The 13,679-nt window shown below is 70.3% G+C and carries 19 protein-coding genes; all 19 read right to left on the reverse strand.

Annotated elements, in window-relative coordinates; all coding sequences use genetic code 11:
• Positions 1 to 1,098: 1,098 nt before the first annotated feature.
• Positions 1,099 to 1,749 (reverse strand): hypothetical protein, encoded by a 651-nt coding sequence (locus G5V59_RS12765; RefSeq protein ID WP_278256665.1) that lies wholly within the window; start codon positions 1,747 to 1,749, stop codon positions 1,099 to 1,101.
• On the reverse strand, positions 1,689 to 2,198 hold the full coding sequence (locus G5V59_RS12770) for a hypothetical protein (protein ID WP_278256666.1): 510 nt from the start codon (positions 2,196 to 2,198) through the stop codon (positions 1,689 to 1,691). The genes G5V59_RS12765 and G5V59_RS12770 overlap by 61 nt, the downstream gene beginning before the upstream one ends.
• A gap of 35 nt (positions 2,199 to 2,233) precedes the next feature.
• A complete protein-coding gene (locus G5V59_RS12775) occupies positions 2,234 to 3,223 on the reverse strand; it encodes a hypothetical protein (protein ID WP_278256667.1) in 990 nt (329 codons plus the stop codon).
• Positions 3,224 to 3,446: 223 nt separating this feature from the next.
• Positions 3,447 to 4,199: a hypothetical protein gene (locus G5V59_RS12780; RefSeq protein ID WP_278256668.1), complete on the reverse strand. Its 753-nt coding sequence runs from the start codon at positions 4,197 to 4,199 to the stop codon at positions 3,447 to 3,449.
• 153 nt (positions 4,200 to 4,352) lie between these two features.
• On the reverse strand, positions 4,353 to 4,760 hold the full coding sequence (locus G5V59_RS12785) for a hypothetical protein (protein WP_278256669.1): 408 nt from the start codon (positions 4,758 to 4,760) through the stop codon (positions 4,353 to 4,355).
• On the reverse strand, positions 4,711 to 5,565 hold the full coding sequence (locus tag G5V59_RS12790) for a hypothetical protein (protein ID WP_278256670.1): 855 nt from the start codon (positions 5,563 to 5,565) through the stop codon (positions 4,711 to 4,713). Before G5V59_RS12790 ends, G5V59_RS12785 begins: the two co-directional genes overlap by 50 nt.
• A 24-nt stretch (positions 5,566 to 5,589) precedes the next feature.
• The gene (locus G5V59_RS12795; RefSeq protein WP_278256671.1) at positions 5,590 to 6,489 is read right to left on the reverse strand and encodes a hypothetical protein; all 900 of its coding nucleotides are present in this window, start codon (positions 6,487 to 6,489) and stop codon (positions 5,590 to 5,592) included.
• 51 nt (positions 6,490 to 6,540) lie between these two features.
• Positions 6,541 to 7,008: a hypothetical protein gene (locus G5V59_RS12800; protein ID WP_278256672.1), complete on the reverse strand. Its 468-nt coding sequence runs from the start codon at positions 7,006 to 7,008 to the stop codon at positions 6,541 to 6,543.
• A gap of 77 nt (positions 7,009 to 7,085) precedes the next feature.
• Positions 7,086 to 7,847, reverse strand: coding sequence for a DNA/RNA non-specific endonuclease (locus G5V59_RS12805; protein ID WP_278256673.1), 762 nt, complete (start codon positions 7,845 to 7,847; stop codon positions 7,086 to 7,088).
• A complete protein-coding gene (locus tag G5V59_RS12810) occupies positions 7,748 to 8,296 on the reverse strand; it encodes a hypothetical protein (RefSeq protein ID WP_278256674.1) in 549 nt (182 codons plus the stop codon). The genes G5V59_RS12805 and G5V59_RS12810 overlap by 100 nt, the downstream gene beginning before the upstream one ends.
• Positions 8,268 to 9,164 carry an RHS repeat-associated core domain-containing protein gene (locus G5V59_RS12815; protein WP_278256675.1) on the reverse strand — a complete coding sequence of 299 codons (897 nt, stop codon included), beginning with the start codon at positions 9,162 to 9,164 and terminating at the stop codon, positions 8,268 to 8,270. The genes G5V59_RS12810 and G5V59_RS12815 overlap by 29 nt, the downstream gene beginning before the upstream one ends.
• A 1-nt stretch (position 9,165) precedes the next feature.
• Positions 9,166 to 9,729 (reverse strand): RHS repeat domain-containing protein, encoded by a 564-nt coding sequence (locus G5V59_RS12820; protein WP_278256676.1) that lies wholly within the window; start codon positions 9,727 to 9,729, stop codon positions 9,166 to 9,168.
• Between the two features lies 1 nt (position 9,730).
• Positions 9,731 to 9,940 (reverse strand): hypothetical protein, encoded by a 210-nt coding sequence (locus G5V59_RS12825; protein ID WP_278256677.1) that lies wholly within the window; start codon positions 9,938 to 9,940, stop codon positions 9,731 to 9,733.
• Entirely contained in the window at positions 9,937 to 10,554 is a 618-nt protein-coding gene (locus G5V59_RS12830) for a hypothetical protein (RefSeq protein ID WP_278256678.1), read from the reverse strand. The genes G5V59_RS12825 and G5V59_RS12830 overlap by 4 nt, the downstream gene beginning before the upstream one ends.
• Entirely contained in the window at positions 10,472 to 11,368 is an 897-nt protein-coding gene (locus tag G5V59_RS12835) for a hypothetical protein (protein WP_278256679.1), read from the reverse strand. Before G5V59_RS12835 ends, G5V59_RS12830 begins: the two co-directional genes overlap by 83 nt.
• A complete protein-coding gene (locus G5V59_RS12840) occupies positions 11,275 to 12,363 on the reverse strand; it encodes a hypothetical protein (RefSeq protein ID WP_278256680.1) in 1,089 nt (362 codons plus the stop codon). The genes G5V59_RS12835 and G5V59_RS12840 overlap by 94 nt, the downstream gene beginning before the upstream one ends.
• Positions 12,364 to 12,373: 10 nt before the next feature.
• The gene (locus G5V59_RS12845; RefSeq protein ID WP_278256681.1) at positions 12,374 to 12,838 is read right to left on the reverse strand and encodes an RHS repeat domain-containing protein; all 465 of its coding nucleotides are present in this window, start codon (positions 12,836 to 12,838) and stop codon (positions 12,374 to 12,376) included.
• Entirely contained in the window at positions 12,811 to 13,302 is a 492-nt protein-coding gene (locus G5V59_RS12850; protein ID WP_278256682.1) for a hypothetical protein, read from the reverse strand. The genes G5V59_RS12845 and G5V59_RS12850 overlap by 28 nt, the downstream gene beginning before the upstream one ends.
• Positions 13,254 to 13,661: a hypothetical protein gene (locus tag G5V59_RS12855; RefSeq protein ID WP_278256683.1), complete on the reverse strand. Its 408-nt coding sequence runs from the start codon at positions 13,659 to 13,661 to the stop codon at positions 13,254 to 13,256. The genes G5V59_RS12850 and G5V59_RS12855 overlap by 49 nt, the downstream gene beginning before the upstream one ends.
• Positions 13,662 to 13,679 lie beyond the last annotated feature (18 nt).

Here is a 13,679-nt window from a genome sequence, read left to right on the forward strand (position 1 = left end):
GGCGAGCCGGATGCCGGTGGGTGTCTCGACAGCGGTCACGTCGCCAACGGGAGCCACCGCGGCCGCAGGAACCCCCAGCGGCTTCCAGACCGGCTGCTCGGGGGCGGGGACGTCGAGGTCGATCGCCCACCAGCGGCCCTCGGCGTCCGCGGCGAAGCCGACCGGCTTGCCGTCGGGCGAGTTGGCGGTGGTGACGGCGGTCCGGACCCGTCGGTAGGTGCGCACGGGCGGCGTGTCGGGCAGGGCACCCGCGCCGTGCGCGCGCTGCCACGTCCAGACCTCGCCGTCCGGTGCGTGCACCGCGGCCACCACGAACCGTCCTCCGGTCCGCGAGGCGATCGCGACGGGCGCGCGGAACCTCTCGTCCGCCGCGCCCAGCGGCGACCACACCGCGCCGAGACCGGTGTCGTCGTAGTCGTCCGTGCAGGTGGCCGCGACGCCCTGGCTGGTGGGGTCGACGTAGCCGTAGCAAGGTCCGGCGCTGGTGCGCGCGAGGCCGACGAGAGGGTCGCCTCCGGCGGCGACGGCGTTGCCGGACACCGCGAAGTGGCCCCGGACCTCGATCGAGACCGTCACCGGGACCGACGAGACGTTCTCCACCACGACCCGCCGTTGCCTCAGCCTTCCCGTTGGACCACACGCCCTCGCGACCGGGGACGAGAACTCCCCCTGCAGAGCGGCCACCGTCCCCCGATGCGTTGAACGTGACCGAGGAGATCGTCGAACCGCCCGCCTCGCCCTTGGGATGGATCCGGAGGGATCCATAGGCCGGGGTCGTGCCGTCGGGGATGTGCACGCCGATGGCGACCGGTACCGCCACAGCGTCGTTGGGGATGCCGAGGACGTCGACTCCGGTGACGGGGAGGCTCTGCGCTCGAATTGGGCTCGACCCGCGTGGAGTTCCCCGGATAGCCGGTGATCCACGTATAGGGCTGGAAGTCCGCCCCCGTCGCCGGCGAGACTCGTGCTGTAGCCCTGCGCCCGCACCATCAGGTGCGCGGGTTTGCTGCTGGTGTTCTTGAAGGTCACCCTGCCGTCGGCCGGCAGGCTTCACCACCGCCATGTCGACGTGGGTGGTGGCACCGTTCCAGAACGTCATCACCGGGTTCGCCGTCGCCGGGTCCACCGGCGCCGGCACGGCGACCACCGAACCCGCCGCGGTGATCGAGCCGACCGCGAGGTTGAGGTACGCCGCGGTGGCACCCTCGGGGATGACCCCGCCGGTCGGGCTTGCGGGTGACCACACCGCCCGCGGGCACGATGACCTCCGGGGCGTTGCGGGTGTCGAACAGCGTCGCCGGGCGGGTCGCCACGAACCCGCCGCCCACTGCGTTCGCCGTGTAGTAGCCGACCACGTCCAACGTCACGGTGGCGGGCTGCTCGGTGGTGCGCAGGTAGAGTCTGCTCGGTCGCGAGGCCTTCGTCGACCGGCACGACGGTCATGCCGCTCACGGCCGTCGTCACGCCGTTCGTGCCGGTGACACCGCCCCAGTGCGTCCGTTTGCCGTTCGCCCAGTTGGTGTCCACCTGGACGTAAGCCTCGGCGTCGCTGCTCTTGACGGTCGCGACGACCACCAGGGCCCGGGTGCCGGCGCGCGGGATCCCCTGCACCCCGAGCGCGGTGACGTTCGCGCTGTTCCAGTAGACGGCCTCGGTGAAGGTCTTGCTCAACACCCGCGCCGGCTTGCTCAGCGCGACGTAGTTGCCCTGGGTCGACGTGCTGCTCTCCCCCGCGTGGGCGGGCGGCACGGCACTCGGCGCGAAGCCCACCAGCACGGAAGCCAGCAACGCGAGGGCGAGAAGACCGGCGAACCGGTGGAACCGGTCACGACGCATAGCTGGTCCCCAGTCGTCGGGAGAGGCTGCCGTCGAGGTACAGGAAGGCTCCACCGGCGGTAGAGCGGCTCCTCGGTGCGGTAGTCCCACGTCGTCAGGTCCGAGGCGACCCCGCTCGACTCCAGGCTGACGCCGGTGAAGGCACCGGAGAAGTCGCCGGAGCCCGGCGTGCTCTCCCACACCCGGTACAACGCACCGGTCGACGTCGCGCCCGAACGGACGAGGATCCCGTTGCGCTGGGTCTGCGGGTCGTAGACCACCGACGGCGTCCCGACCGGCGCGACCGCCGGGTCCGGTACGCCGACCGGGTGCCACCCGTCCACCGTCAGCCCGGTCGCCGGGTCGAGCGAGGCGCTCCACACCGAGTTCGTCCGAGTGCCGCACCGCGAGCCGGATGTCACCCGACTGCGCGACCCCGAGACCGACCTTGCTGACCGTGTCGACCGCACCGAGGCTGTGCCAGCCCAGGCTGGTCGCGCCCGCGGCGTACGAGCCGGTGACCACGTCGCCCGACGCGGCGCGGGCGGCGAGCCTGGATGCCCGAGGCCGTGGTGACGGCCGTCAGGTCGCCGACGGGCGCGAGATCCGCCGCCGGGATGTCGAGTCTGCTTCCAGTGCGGCTGCTCGGGCGCCTTGACGTCGAGGTCGATCGCCCAGAAGCGGCCCTGCACGTCGGTGACGAAGCCGACCGGCTTGCCGTCGGGCAGGTTGGCGGCGACCACGTTGCTCTTGACCCGCCGGAAGGACCGGATGGGAGGCGTGTCGGGCAGAGCCCCCGCGCTGTGCGCGAACTCCCAGGTCCACAGGCTTCGCCGTCGGTCGCGTGGACGGCCGCGACCGCGAACCGGCCTCCCGACCGGGAGGCCACCGCCACCGGGCCTCGGAACTTCTCCCCCAGCGCGCCGATCGGCGACCACACGGTTTCCAGCCCGGCCTGGTCGTAGTCGTCCGCGCAGCCCGCGGTGATCCCCTGGTTGGCCGGGTCGAGGTAGCCGTAGCAGGGCCCCAGGCTCGTGCGAGCGACCCCGACCATCGGCTCACCGCCGGCGGTCGCGTAGTTCTGCGGGCCGAGGAAGTAGCCGTGGATGTCGATCGCGACGCTGACGGAGATCGTCGAGACGTTCTCGACCGTCACCCAGCGCGTCGACTGGCTGACCTTGTGTCCCGGCACCAGCATCGCGGTGGCCTCACGGAAGCCTGCCATCGACGCGTTGAAGGTGAGGGCGGACGTGGTGGGCGCGGCCTGGTCCTTCGGATAGACCCGGATGTACCCCGACACGGGGGTGGCGTCGTAGGGCACCGGCCAGACGCTGATCTTGGCCGGCACGGCAGCCGTGCCGTTCAGCGGGATCATCCACACCGCCAGCCCGGCCACCGGGAGATCCATCTTCTGGCCCGGCTCGACCGTGACGTTGGATCCCTTGCTGTTGTGGTTGGTGATCGGCTGGTAGTCCGCGCCGGTCGCCGGCGAAGCTCGTCGTGTAACCCTGCGCCCGCACGATCAGGTGGACGGGCTTGGTGCTGGTGTTCTTGAACGTCACCCGTCCGTCGGCGGGCGCATCGACGATCGCCAGGTCGTTGCGGGAGCCTGGCGCCGTTCCAGAACGTCATCACCGGATACGCCGTCGCCGGGTCCACCGGCGCCGGGACCGCGATGACGGTGCCCGCCGCCGTGATCGAGCCTGACGGACACGTTGAGGTACGCCGCTGTCGAGCCATCCGGGATGATCCCGCCCGTCGGCCTTGCGGGTGATCACCCCGCCTGCCGGCACGATCACCTCAGGCGCCGACCGGGTGTCGAGCACGGTCGTCTGGCGGGTCGGAACGAAGCCGCCGCCCGTGGCGGTCGAGGTGTAGTAGCCCGCCACGTCGACGGTGACCGTGGCCGCCTTCCTGGTGGTCGTCAACCGCACCTGGTTGGTCGTCTTCGAGGCGTCGACCGGCAGCGTGAGCACACCGCTGACGTTCCCCACGACCCCGTCGGTCTGCGAGACGTAGTTCTGGCGGCACGAGCCGTCGGAGAGGAAGACCGAGCACAACCAGAGGTAGGAGTAGGGATCGGTGGTCTTGAGGCTGGCGACCAGCACCAGCGCCGTCGTGCCCGTGCGCGGGATGCCCTGGACACCGAGCGCCGTGAAGGAGACCACGTTCTCGCTCGCGGTCGTCGCGGTGAACGTCTTGCTCAGCACCCGCGCCGGCTTGGTCAGCGGCACGTAGTTCCCCTGGACGGTGGCCCCGCTCTCCCCCGCCTCCGCGGGCGGCGTAACGCTCGGTGCCGCCGTGACCAGCAGGCCGGCCAGCAGCAGGACCGCCAGCAGGGCTGCTGCGCGGCTCCTCGTGCGGTTCTGCGGGTCAGGACGCATAGCTGGTTGCGATCTTCCGGGAGTAGTTGGCATCGAGGTAGAGGAAGCCTGAACCGGCGGTACAACGGCTCCTCCGTGCGGTAGTCCCAGGCCGTCACGTCCGAGGCGATCCCACCGGTCTCCAGCGAGATCCCACCCGCCGGACCCGCGAAGTCACCCGAGTTCGGCGCGGTCTCCCACACCCGGTACAGCGCACCCGTCCCGACGGAGCCCGACCACACGAGCACCCCGTTGAGCCTGGGTCTGCGGGTCGTAGAGCACCGTCGGCGAGCCCGACGGCTCCACCGCGGCGCCGTTGTACGTCATGCCCACCTGGTGCCAGCCATCGGCCGTCTGACCCGCCGCGGTCAGGTTCGCGCTCCAGATCGTGCCGTCACCGTGCCGTACGGCGAGCCGCGGCTCCCCCGACTGCGACAACGCGACCGCGACCCGGTTGACCACCCCGGCCGTCCCCAGGCTCTGCCAGTCCAGCGTGGTCGAGGTCGCCGAGGCGTACAGGCCGGTGACCACGTCACCGGTGCTCGTGACCCCGAAGAGCCGGATGCCGGCGGGCGTGCTCAACGCCGTCAGCCTCGTTGCCGGCCGCGGGCGCGAGGGCCGGGATGTCGAGCGGCTTCCACCGCGGCTGCTCCGGAGCGGCGATGCTGAGGTCGATCGCCCAGAACCGGCCCTGGCCATCAGCCGTGAAGCCCACCGGAGCACCCGTCGGTAAGGTCGCCGTCGCGACCGGGGTGCGCGAGTAGCGGAATGTGCGGACCGCGGTGGTCACCGGCGGCGCACCGGGCGAGTACGGCAGGTCCCAGGTCCAGACCTCGCCGTCCGGAGCGTGGGTCGCCACCACGACGTACCGGCCGCCAGGACGAGCAACCATCGAGAACGGACCACGGAACGTGTGCCCCGCCGGCGAGATCACCGCGTAGATCGGCTCCGTGCCGTCCTGCGGATCACACCCCACCCGCACGTTCGACGCCGCCGGGTCGAGGTAGCCGTAGCAGTCGCCCAGGCTCGTGTGCACCACCGAGAACGCCGGCGTCCCACCCGCGCTCGCGTAGCCCGACGGCGCCGCGAAGTACGCCAGGGTCTGCAGGCTCATCCAGAAGTCGCCGTTGGCGGCGCCCTCGACCGTGATCTTCCCGCCCTCGCCGGGTACGACGATGGCTCCGCTGCTGCGGTCGTAGGTGCCGTCGGAGGTGAAGTTGATGTACGACGCGGTGTTGGCGGCCTGCCCGGTCGGGTAGATCCGGATGCTGCCGCCGCCCTTGGGCGCGAAGATCTCGAGGTTCACGAAGACGCCCGCCGCGTTGGCCGGGATGCTGCTGCCGGCGTAGCCCGCGATCTGGATGTCGATCTTCTTGGTGGCGGTCATGCTCTTCTGCCACAGGCTCACTGGTCAACGGTCGCAGGTCCGCACCGGTCGTCGGCGAGTCTCGTCGTGTAGCCCTCCGAACGGGCCACCAGGTGCACCGGCTTGGTGCTGGTGTTCTTGAACGTCACCTGTCCCGCGGCACTCAGGCTTCACCGAGACGAGTCCGGACCTGCTCGACGCGGCCGCCCAGAAGGTGAGCGCGGGATAGCCGGTCGTGGCCGTCCCCGTCGGGACGGCAACCACCGTGCCGGCCGCGGTGATCCCGGTCGCGATCAGGTCGATGTACGCCGAGGTCGCTCCCGCCGGGATCGAGGTGCCGGTCAGGGTGCGGGTCGTCGTACCACCGGCGGGGATGGCGGCACCGCCGTTCGCACGGGTGTCGAACAACGTCACCGGCCGGGTCGCGACGAACCCGCCGCCCGCGCTGGCCGTCGTGTAGTAGCCGACCACGTCGACCTGCACGGACATCGTCGTGGAGGTGTAGGTGAAGGCCCTCGCCGTGAGGTGACCGGTCGCCTTCGCCGGGTCGATCTCGGCCACGACCGTGTTCGACATCGGGCCCTTGCCGCCCTCCATCGAGCCCGCCTTCACCGAGTTTCCGTTGCAGCCCGTCCCGCAGTTGCTCTCGATGTAGACCTCTCCCCAGTTGGCACCGGTGTTGGTCAGGGTCACCGTGAGCACCACGGCCGTCGTACCGGCGCGGGGGACGTTGGTGACGCCGACCGCGGTGAAGGCAGCCGAGGCGTTGGTGCCGAGCGCCTTGGTGAGCAGCCGGGTCGGCGTGGCGAGCGGGACGTAGTTGCCCTTGGTCGTGCTCGTCTCCCCCGCGTGAGCCGGCGGAGCCGGCTGGGCGAGGGCGACCAGGAACCCGGCCACGAGGGCGAGGACGAGCGCGAGGAAGGGCGTGCGACGGACGATGTTCATGTGTGTACTCCAGCGCCTTGCGTTGATCGGGTTCGGCTCCGCGGAGCCAGGTCAGTCGTCGAGCACCGAGAACTCGGGGTCCTCGCCGGGAAAGTCGTCGGGAAAGATCTCGCTCCGCAGCCGACGCGTGAACACGGCGGCGAGGAACTCGGTCGCGGTGCCGTCGAAGGGCTCCCAGTCCGGCCCGCCGTTGTCGTTGACGACGACCGTCCACAGGTCAGGGGGCGATTCCGGCCGGCGGACCCAGTAGCAGACGTCGCCGTTGTCGCTGATCGCCCAGGGCAGGATCTCCGCGCTCTCCTCCGCGACGTCGTAGGGAATCGCCATCGTCGACCGGAGAGTGCGCAGCGCGTCCAGCTTGCTCGGTCGCCTGCTGCACCATGTCCAGGGAACGGACCGGCGTTGCCGGGTTGCAGCGGCCACAGGAAGCCGTCGAAGGCGCCCGCGCCGTAGGTGTCCACCAAGATCTTGAAGTCCGCCGGCAGCGGGGTGCCGAGAGCCTCTTCCACTGGTCCCCACGAGGCCACCGCTCTTGGGTCGTGCGGCGGGGTCACGATTTCGGTGAGCCTGATCGAGCGCGCTCATTCTTCACACACCTACCTTCGGTTCACGATGCTGACGTAGAAGTCCAGACTCTCGCTCTGGGCGCTCATCGTGACGCCTATCGGCATGAGCTCCGAACCACGGTAGATCGGGGTCACGGCGTAGCTGACCGTCTCCCCCGCGTCGAGGGCGGAACGCACCTGGTTCTCGAACCCACGCATCGCGGGGTTGTTCACCGGGTTCTGGTAGAGCGTCATGAGGTTGCGCGCGTCGCCGCCGTCCCCGCCGAGTCGCTTGCCGAGAAGGTGACCTCGTGCGTGTCCGGCACTGCGTCCACCGAAGCCCGCGGGGCTGATCGCTTGCTTGGCCCGGGTCCCCGTGCCGACCATGTCGGGCGTCAGCGTGGCAGACATGCCCGTCGGACGGTCGAGGTCGTCGAGCTCGCCGTAGCGGACGCTTCCAGCGCCGCACGATGAGTTGTGGACCAGGACGCCGGTCTCGGTGACCGCGTAGTTGTGGTCGCCCTCGACCTCGAAGTTGTAGACCCGGGTCGGCTTCGCGTCGTAGGTGATCGAGGTGACCGCAGCCGTGCCACCGTCGATCAGGCTCACCCGGTCGCCGGCCTTGAGGTCGCCCGAGCGGACCCAACCCTGCGAGGTGTGGAACGGGTGCTCGGTGGTGACCCGGATCCGCTCCCCGCCGACGACGAGCGTCATCATCCGGGTGTCGACGTGGCTGGAGACGGCCTTGACGGTCCGCAGGCGCTTCTTGCCCGTGACCATGTCCTTGGCCCAGACCTTGTCGCCGACCTCCACCTTCTCGATCGGCTTGTCGCCCTGGGCCGTGTCGACCTTCGTGCCCGCGGCGAAGCAGCCTGCAGCCGCCCTTGAGCCTTGCCGAGGTACCGCTCGGCCGCCTTGCCGCCGATCTTGCTGCCGGCGGCGGGCAGGACCGACAGGGCGGTCGAGACGCAGCCGGAGATCGTCGGGTCGGTGACGCAGCCGATCGCGTCCTTGACCGGGGCGACGACCGCGTCGACCGCGCCCTTGGCGATGCAGGCGGACATCGACTTGCCCTGCGGGCACTCGAGGGCCCCGCCGACCGCGCCGGTCACGGCCGTGCCGAGCATCGCGCAGGCGACGCTGCCGGCTCCCGCGGTGACCGCGGTGCACGCGGCACCGACGGCGATGCCGGCGGCGACCGAGGCGATGGTCTTCCAGTTGTCCTTGACCCAGTCACCGGCCGCGGACACCGCGGTGGACACGGACTCGACGACCTTGCCGACCGCCTTGACCGTCGTCTCGTAGATGGCCTGGACCTGCTTGGCGGTCGTCTTCACCACGTCGACCGTGGCCTGGACGATCCGCGCCGGGGCGCTGGCGACCGCGGAGACCACGGTCTTCAGGCCGGCGTAGACCGGGGCGACCGCCGCCTTGATGGCCGGCAGCGGGTTGTACTTGGCCGCGTGCTCGATGACGGCACGGGTCTTCTCGGTGAGGGCCACCGCCGCACGGTGGGCGGCTGCGGCGGCCTCGGCCGCCTTCTGCTTCGCCCACTCGATGCCGTCGGAGATCCTGTCCTTGGCCCAGTTGATCGTGGCACCGATCGCGTTCTTGATCGCGTTCAGCCCCTGCTTGGCCTTGTCGTAGGCCCAGCGCCCGGCGTCGGCGATCGCGCTCACGGCCGCCTTGCCGTAGCCGTAGACCTTGGAGGCCGCCGACGAGGCGTAGCCGTACGCATTGCTCGCGTAGTGCTTGGCCGTGGAGACCGCCGAGGAGACGGTGCTGGAGACCTTGTCCTTGACCTTGTTGCAGATGCCGCAGACTGGGCCAGTTGCCGTCGGGGTCGTTCAGCGTGACCGGGTCGCCTGCGCCATAGGTGTACTTGTTCGCCAGGATCGAGGGACCCGAGGAGTACGACGCGGTGTCGCGGGAGTCGAAGGAGCCGCTGGTGGTGCTGTACCACCGCGCCTTCATGTTGACCTCGCCCGTCGCCGGGTCGGTCCACGAGCCCTGGAAGCCCACCGCCGGTCTCGCGCCCTGCGTGGCGACCTTCTTGCCCCACGGATCGAACGTCCGCGAGTCCGGCAGCCCGGCGAGCGCGGTGTCCGCGGGGTCGAAGGCACCGGTCACGTCACCGTGCTGGTCCGAGACCAACATGCGGTTGCGGGTCCCGGACCTCTCCGACAGCACCCCGCCACCGGGACCACGACCGAAGGTCGACGTGCCGTCTCCGACGACGTCGTCGTCCAGACCGGCGTAGGTGAAGTTCTTCCCACCGGTCTGCGCGATCCGGTCGAACGCGTCGTAGGAGTAGGTCTTCGAACCCTGGCTGATCATCCGGTCGAACGCGTCGAACGTGAACGCCTCGGTCGTGCTGCCGTTGGTCCGCGACTTCAACGAGCCCCGCGGGCTGTAGGCTGTAGTCGGTGCCGTTGTCGGAGATCAACCGGTTCCGCTGGTCGTACGTCGCGGTCGCGCCGTTGACCTTCGTCCGGTTCCCCGAGGCGTCCCAGGCGTAGGTCGTGGTCGCACCCCCAGCCACCGACCACGACGTCAGCCGTGCCGCGTCGTCGTAGGTGTAGGAGTTGTCCGAGGCCCCCGAGACACCAGTGGTGACCTTGCGGCTCACGCTGCCCTTGGCGTTGTACTCGTACGACGTCGAGGCCACCGTCTGGCCGCCGCTGTTCTTCAGCACGTCACTGGCCTGCCGCCCGAACGCGTCGTAGCCGAAGGTCCGTACCCGGCCGGCACCGTAGTCGATCGTGGACGGCGACCCCGCACTGTCGTAGGTCAGGCCGACCTGCGCCCCCGAGGAACCGTCGGTGACGCTGGTCAGCCTGGCCCTTGGTGTAGCCGAAGAGCGACGTTCCCGAGGAGTCGCTGCGCTGCGTGAGCCTGGCCGTCACGGTCGTAGGCGAAGCTCGCCGCGCCCGAGGGTCCGGTGGCCTCCAGCAGCTGGCCGCGCTGGTCGTAGGAGTAGGTGTCGGTGCCGGTCGGCGTCGAGGCCGACGTGAGCCGGCCGAGCAGGTCGTAGGTCAGCGTCCGCGATGAGGTGGTCGCCTCCGCGCCCGCACCGGTCTCGCTGATCAGACGTCCCGCGGCGTCGTACGCCCGCTGGCGGGTCACCCCGCCGGGCGCGGTCAGGCTGGACCGGCAGCCCCGTCGGGTCGTACCGGGTCTGCCAGCGCCGATCCGTCAGCGCCGGGTGGGCCAACGTGGACGGTTCGATCACCGACTCCAGGCCGAACGTGCCGTACTGGTACCACGTGTCGTTGCCGCGCCCGTCGGTGAACCGGGTGCGGTTCCCTGCGGCGTCGTAGCCGAAGGCCTGGTGGTGATCGTCGAGCCCGCCGTCGCCGGCTCCACCTGCTTCTTGAGCCGTCCCGCCGCGTCCCACTCGTACGTCGAGGCGGGCAGGCCGCTCGGCGTCGAGGTGGTCAGGTTGCCCTCCACGTCGTAGCCGTAGGTCTGCTTCGGGCCCTCCGCGCCGGCCGCACTGAGCCTGCACGCTCGCCGTCATCCGGCCGGCGACGTCGTAGTCGGTGCGCGAGGTGCGGCCCAGGGCGTCCTTGACCATCACCTGGCGCCCCGCGCCGTCGTAGCCGAAGCTCGACTGCACGCCGGCGGGGTCCTTGACGGTGAGCAGGCTGGCCCAGCGCGTCGTACGTCGAGGTGGTCTTGTTCAGCCCCGGCGAGGTCACCTCGGTGACGTTGCTCGCGTCGTCGTAGGCGTAGGAGGTGGTGAACGTGTCCGCCACCGGCGTCGTCTCGAAGAGCGTCGAGGTGATCGGCCGGTCCAGGTCGTCGTAGGTGCTCTCCACCTTCGTGCCCAGCGGTCCCTCGATCCGGCTGACCTGGCCGGTGCGGGTGTAGGCGTAGGTCGTCACCGCGCGGTCGTCGTTGTCGTGCGAGGCCGCGTCGACCTTCACGACCCGGCCCAGCCGGTCGTAGCCGTAGCGGGTCTCGACCCCGCGCGGGTCGGTGACCTTGGTCTGGTTGCCGTTCGCGTCGTACTCGAAGGTCGTGGTCGGCACGACCGGGGTCGTCGTTCCCGGGGCGGTGTACGACGGAGCGACCTGCTTCACGACGAGGCCGCGCTTGTCGTACTCCGCGGAGCTCACCCGGCCGAGCGCGTCGCGGGAGGTCACCGGCGCGCCGAAGGCGTCGTAGCCGACCTCCTCGGTCCCGCTCCCCGTGGTGGCACTCGCGCCGTACTCCTCACGAAGCGTCGGCGGAGCCGTCACCTTGGTGCGATTGCCCGCATCGTCGTAGGCGAAGGTGGTCGCGTAGTCGTCGGGGTTGGCACCGGCGACGTTGCCGCGCGGGGAGACCACCTTGGTGATGTTGCCGGGTCTCGTCGTAGGCCGTGGTGGTGGTGGCCGTGCCCGACGGCAGCGTCACCGTCTCGCTCGTCGGGCGGCCCGCGGCGTCGTAGCCGTAGGACACGCTCGAGGTGTCGGTCGTCGTCCAGGAGGCGTTCGACTTGTCGCCCGTGGTGTCGACCCGGCTCACGTTCCCGGAGTCTGTCGTAGGTGTAGGTGGTCTTGCGGGTCAGCGGCGCGACGCCGACGGTCTGCGTCTTCACGCGACCCTGCTCGTCGCGGGTGTAGGTCACCTGCCGCGTGCCGTTGCCGGTCTTCTCGGTGACGACCCCGCCGGCCTTGTCGTAGGTGTACTGCTCCAGGACGTACGGCGTCTCCTGGGTCTCCCCCGGGCGCTTGAAGGTCGTCAGCGTCTTCTTCGCGACCAGGTCGTCGTGGAAGTAGTCGATGGTGACCTTGCGGCCCATCGCGTCGTACGTCGCCACCAGCCGGCCGGCCGGGTCGTAGGCGTAGGCCATGGTGACCAGGAAGCCCGCGGCGCCGTTCTGGTCCGGGTCGCGCAGACGAACCTCGGCGATCTTGTTGCGCGCGGTGTAGGCGAACTCCGTGCGGGTCCCCTTGGCGTCGACCATCGAGGTCTGGTTGCCGAACTGGTCGTACTCGTAGGAGACCTGGTTGCCCGACGGGTCGGTGACCGAGGTCATCCGGTTGTGGTCGTCGTACTCGTAGGTCGTCAGCCGCGCGGGGTCACCGCCGAGCGCGTCACTGACCTCGGTCGTGGCAACGTTGCCGTCCACGTCGTAGGTCTGCACCACCTGCTGCTGGTGGCTGGTCCCGGTGATCGCGTCCCGACTCGCCGGGAGCAGCGTCTTGGAGACCCGGGACGAATCTCGTCGTAGGTGTAGGTGGTGGTCGTCTGACGACCGGACCACGCCTCGGTCTTCGTCTTCGTCCGGCCGAGCGCGTCGTAGGTGAAGGCTCGTGACCAGGCCGCCGGGCTCGGTCACCTTCGCGAGGTCACCGGACTGGAAGTAGGCGAAGCCTGGTCTTCGCCGACGACGCGTCGGTGGTCGTCAGGGGCAGCCCGGAGGGGGATGAAGCCGCCGTCGACCGCCGGCTCGCTGGCACCCGCGTAGGTGTTGGTGACCTTGCCCAGGCTCGGGCGAGGGCGTGGTCTGCGTGAGCAGGCTGACCGGCCTCGTTGTAGGTGTACTCCGTGATGTAGCTGGGCGCCCAGTAGAGGCCGGCCCGCGGGTCGACCTTCGTCAGCGGCTTGTCCCAGCGCGGGTCCAGCGCACCGTAGCCCGACGTGGACGTCGGGTAGGTCGTGTACGACGTCGAGCAGTCCGCCGGCGAGACGCCCGGCGCCGTGCGGCAGGTGGTCCGCTCCGTGACGTTGCCGCGCGCGTCGTACTTCATCGTGACGACATCGCCGATCTCGTTGTAGACCGCCGTCATCTGGCCGTCGGCGTTGTAGTCCATCGAGCGGATGTCGGAGCCGGAGATGTCCCAGAGCCTGGATGTTGTCCGGGTCGTCCGGTGCGGGCGCGCAGAACCGCGGGTCCTGCGCCGAGGGAGCCGCACACCGCTCGGCGTCCTGCGGGCGCACCCCGTTGCCGTTGGGCAGCGCAGAGCGCAGCAGGTAGCCGGCGAGCGCGTCGTACTCGTAGAGGTAGACGCGGTCGGCCGGGTCCTTCACGACGACCGTGCGGCGCATGTCGGTCGTGGTGCCGGAGACCAGGGGTGCGCCGAGCGTCCAGGTGCCGCCCTGCTGGTCGGTGTACTCCTTGACGCGGTCGGTCTCGACGTCGTAGCTCACCTCCGAGGTGACCTTGCCGCTCGGCAGGGTGACCTTGGTGAGCCTGCTTGGTGCCGGCAGCGGCCTTGAAGTGGTCGGTCACCTCACCGGCGCTGAGGCCGTGGGAGTAGACCGCGACCTCGTCCATCGAACCCTTGAAGTAGCGCTTCGACACCGTGCCGTACGACGGCCACGAGCCCGGCGTGGTCGCGAAGGCGGCACCCAGCCTGGTTGAAGGTCAGCGCGACGTGGTTGATCGTCGAGGTCTTCGAGGCACCCTGCTTGACGCCGTCGACGTACAGGGTGGTCGAGGTGCCGACCGAGGTGAGGGCCGCGTGGTGCCAGGCGTTGTCGGTGACCGCGGCCACCGACGTGGTCGGGGCGAACGTTCCGTCCGCGAACTGGCCGCGCAGGCTTTCCGTCGGCGCCGATGTAGAGCAGCGGGACGCCGGTCGTCGGCGCGGTGGCGCCGTCGAAGACCTTGTTCTGGTAGCCGACCAGCGGCATCGCCGTCGTGGAGGCGCC

Source organism: Nocardioides convexus, assembly GCF_011090295.1.

Coding starts and splice junctions, on each gene's coding strand:
- G5V59_RS12850 (WP_278256682.1), bottom strand. CDS start 13,302: ATGGACGAGGTCGCGGTCTACTCCCACGGCCTCAGCGCCGGTGAGGTG.
- G5V59_RS12775 (WP_278256667.1), bottom strand. CDS start 3,223: ATGGATCTCCCGGTGGCCGGGCTGGCGGTGTGGATGATCCCGCTGAAC.
- G5V59_RS12845 (WP_278256681.1), bottom strand. CDS start 12,838: ATGGACTACAACGCCGACGGCCAGATGACGGCGGTCTACAACGAGATC.
- G5V59_RS12855 (WP_278256683.1), bottom strand. CDS start 13,661: ATGCCGCTGGTCGGCTACCAGAACAAGGTCTTCGACGGCGCCACCGCG.
- G5V59_RS12795 (WP_278256671.1), bottom strand. CDS start 6,489: ATGAACATCGTCCGTCGCACGCCCTTCCTCGCGCTCGTCCTCGCCCTC.
- G5V59_RS12790 (WP_278256670.1), bottom strand. CDS start 5,565: ATGACCGCCACCAAGAAGATCGACATCCAGATCGCGGGCTACGCCGGC.
- G5V59_RS12780 (WP_278256668.1), bottom strand. CDS start 4,199: ATGCGTCCTGACCCGCAGAACCGCACGAGGAGCCGCGCAGCAGCCCTG.
- G5V59_RS12830 (WP_278256678.1), bottom strand. CDS start 10,554: ATGACGGCGAGCGTGCAGGCTCAGTGCGGCCGGCGCGGAGGGCCCGAA.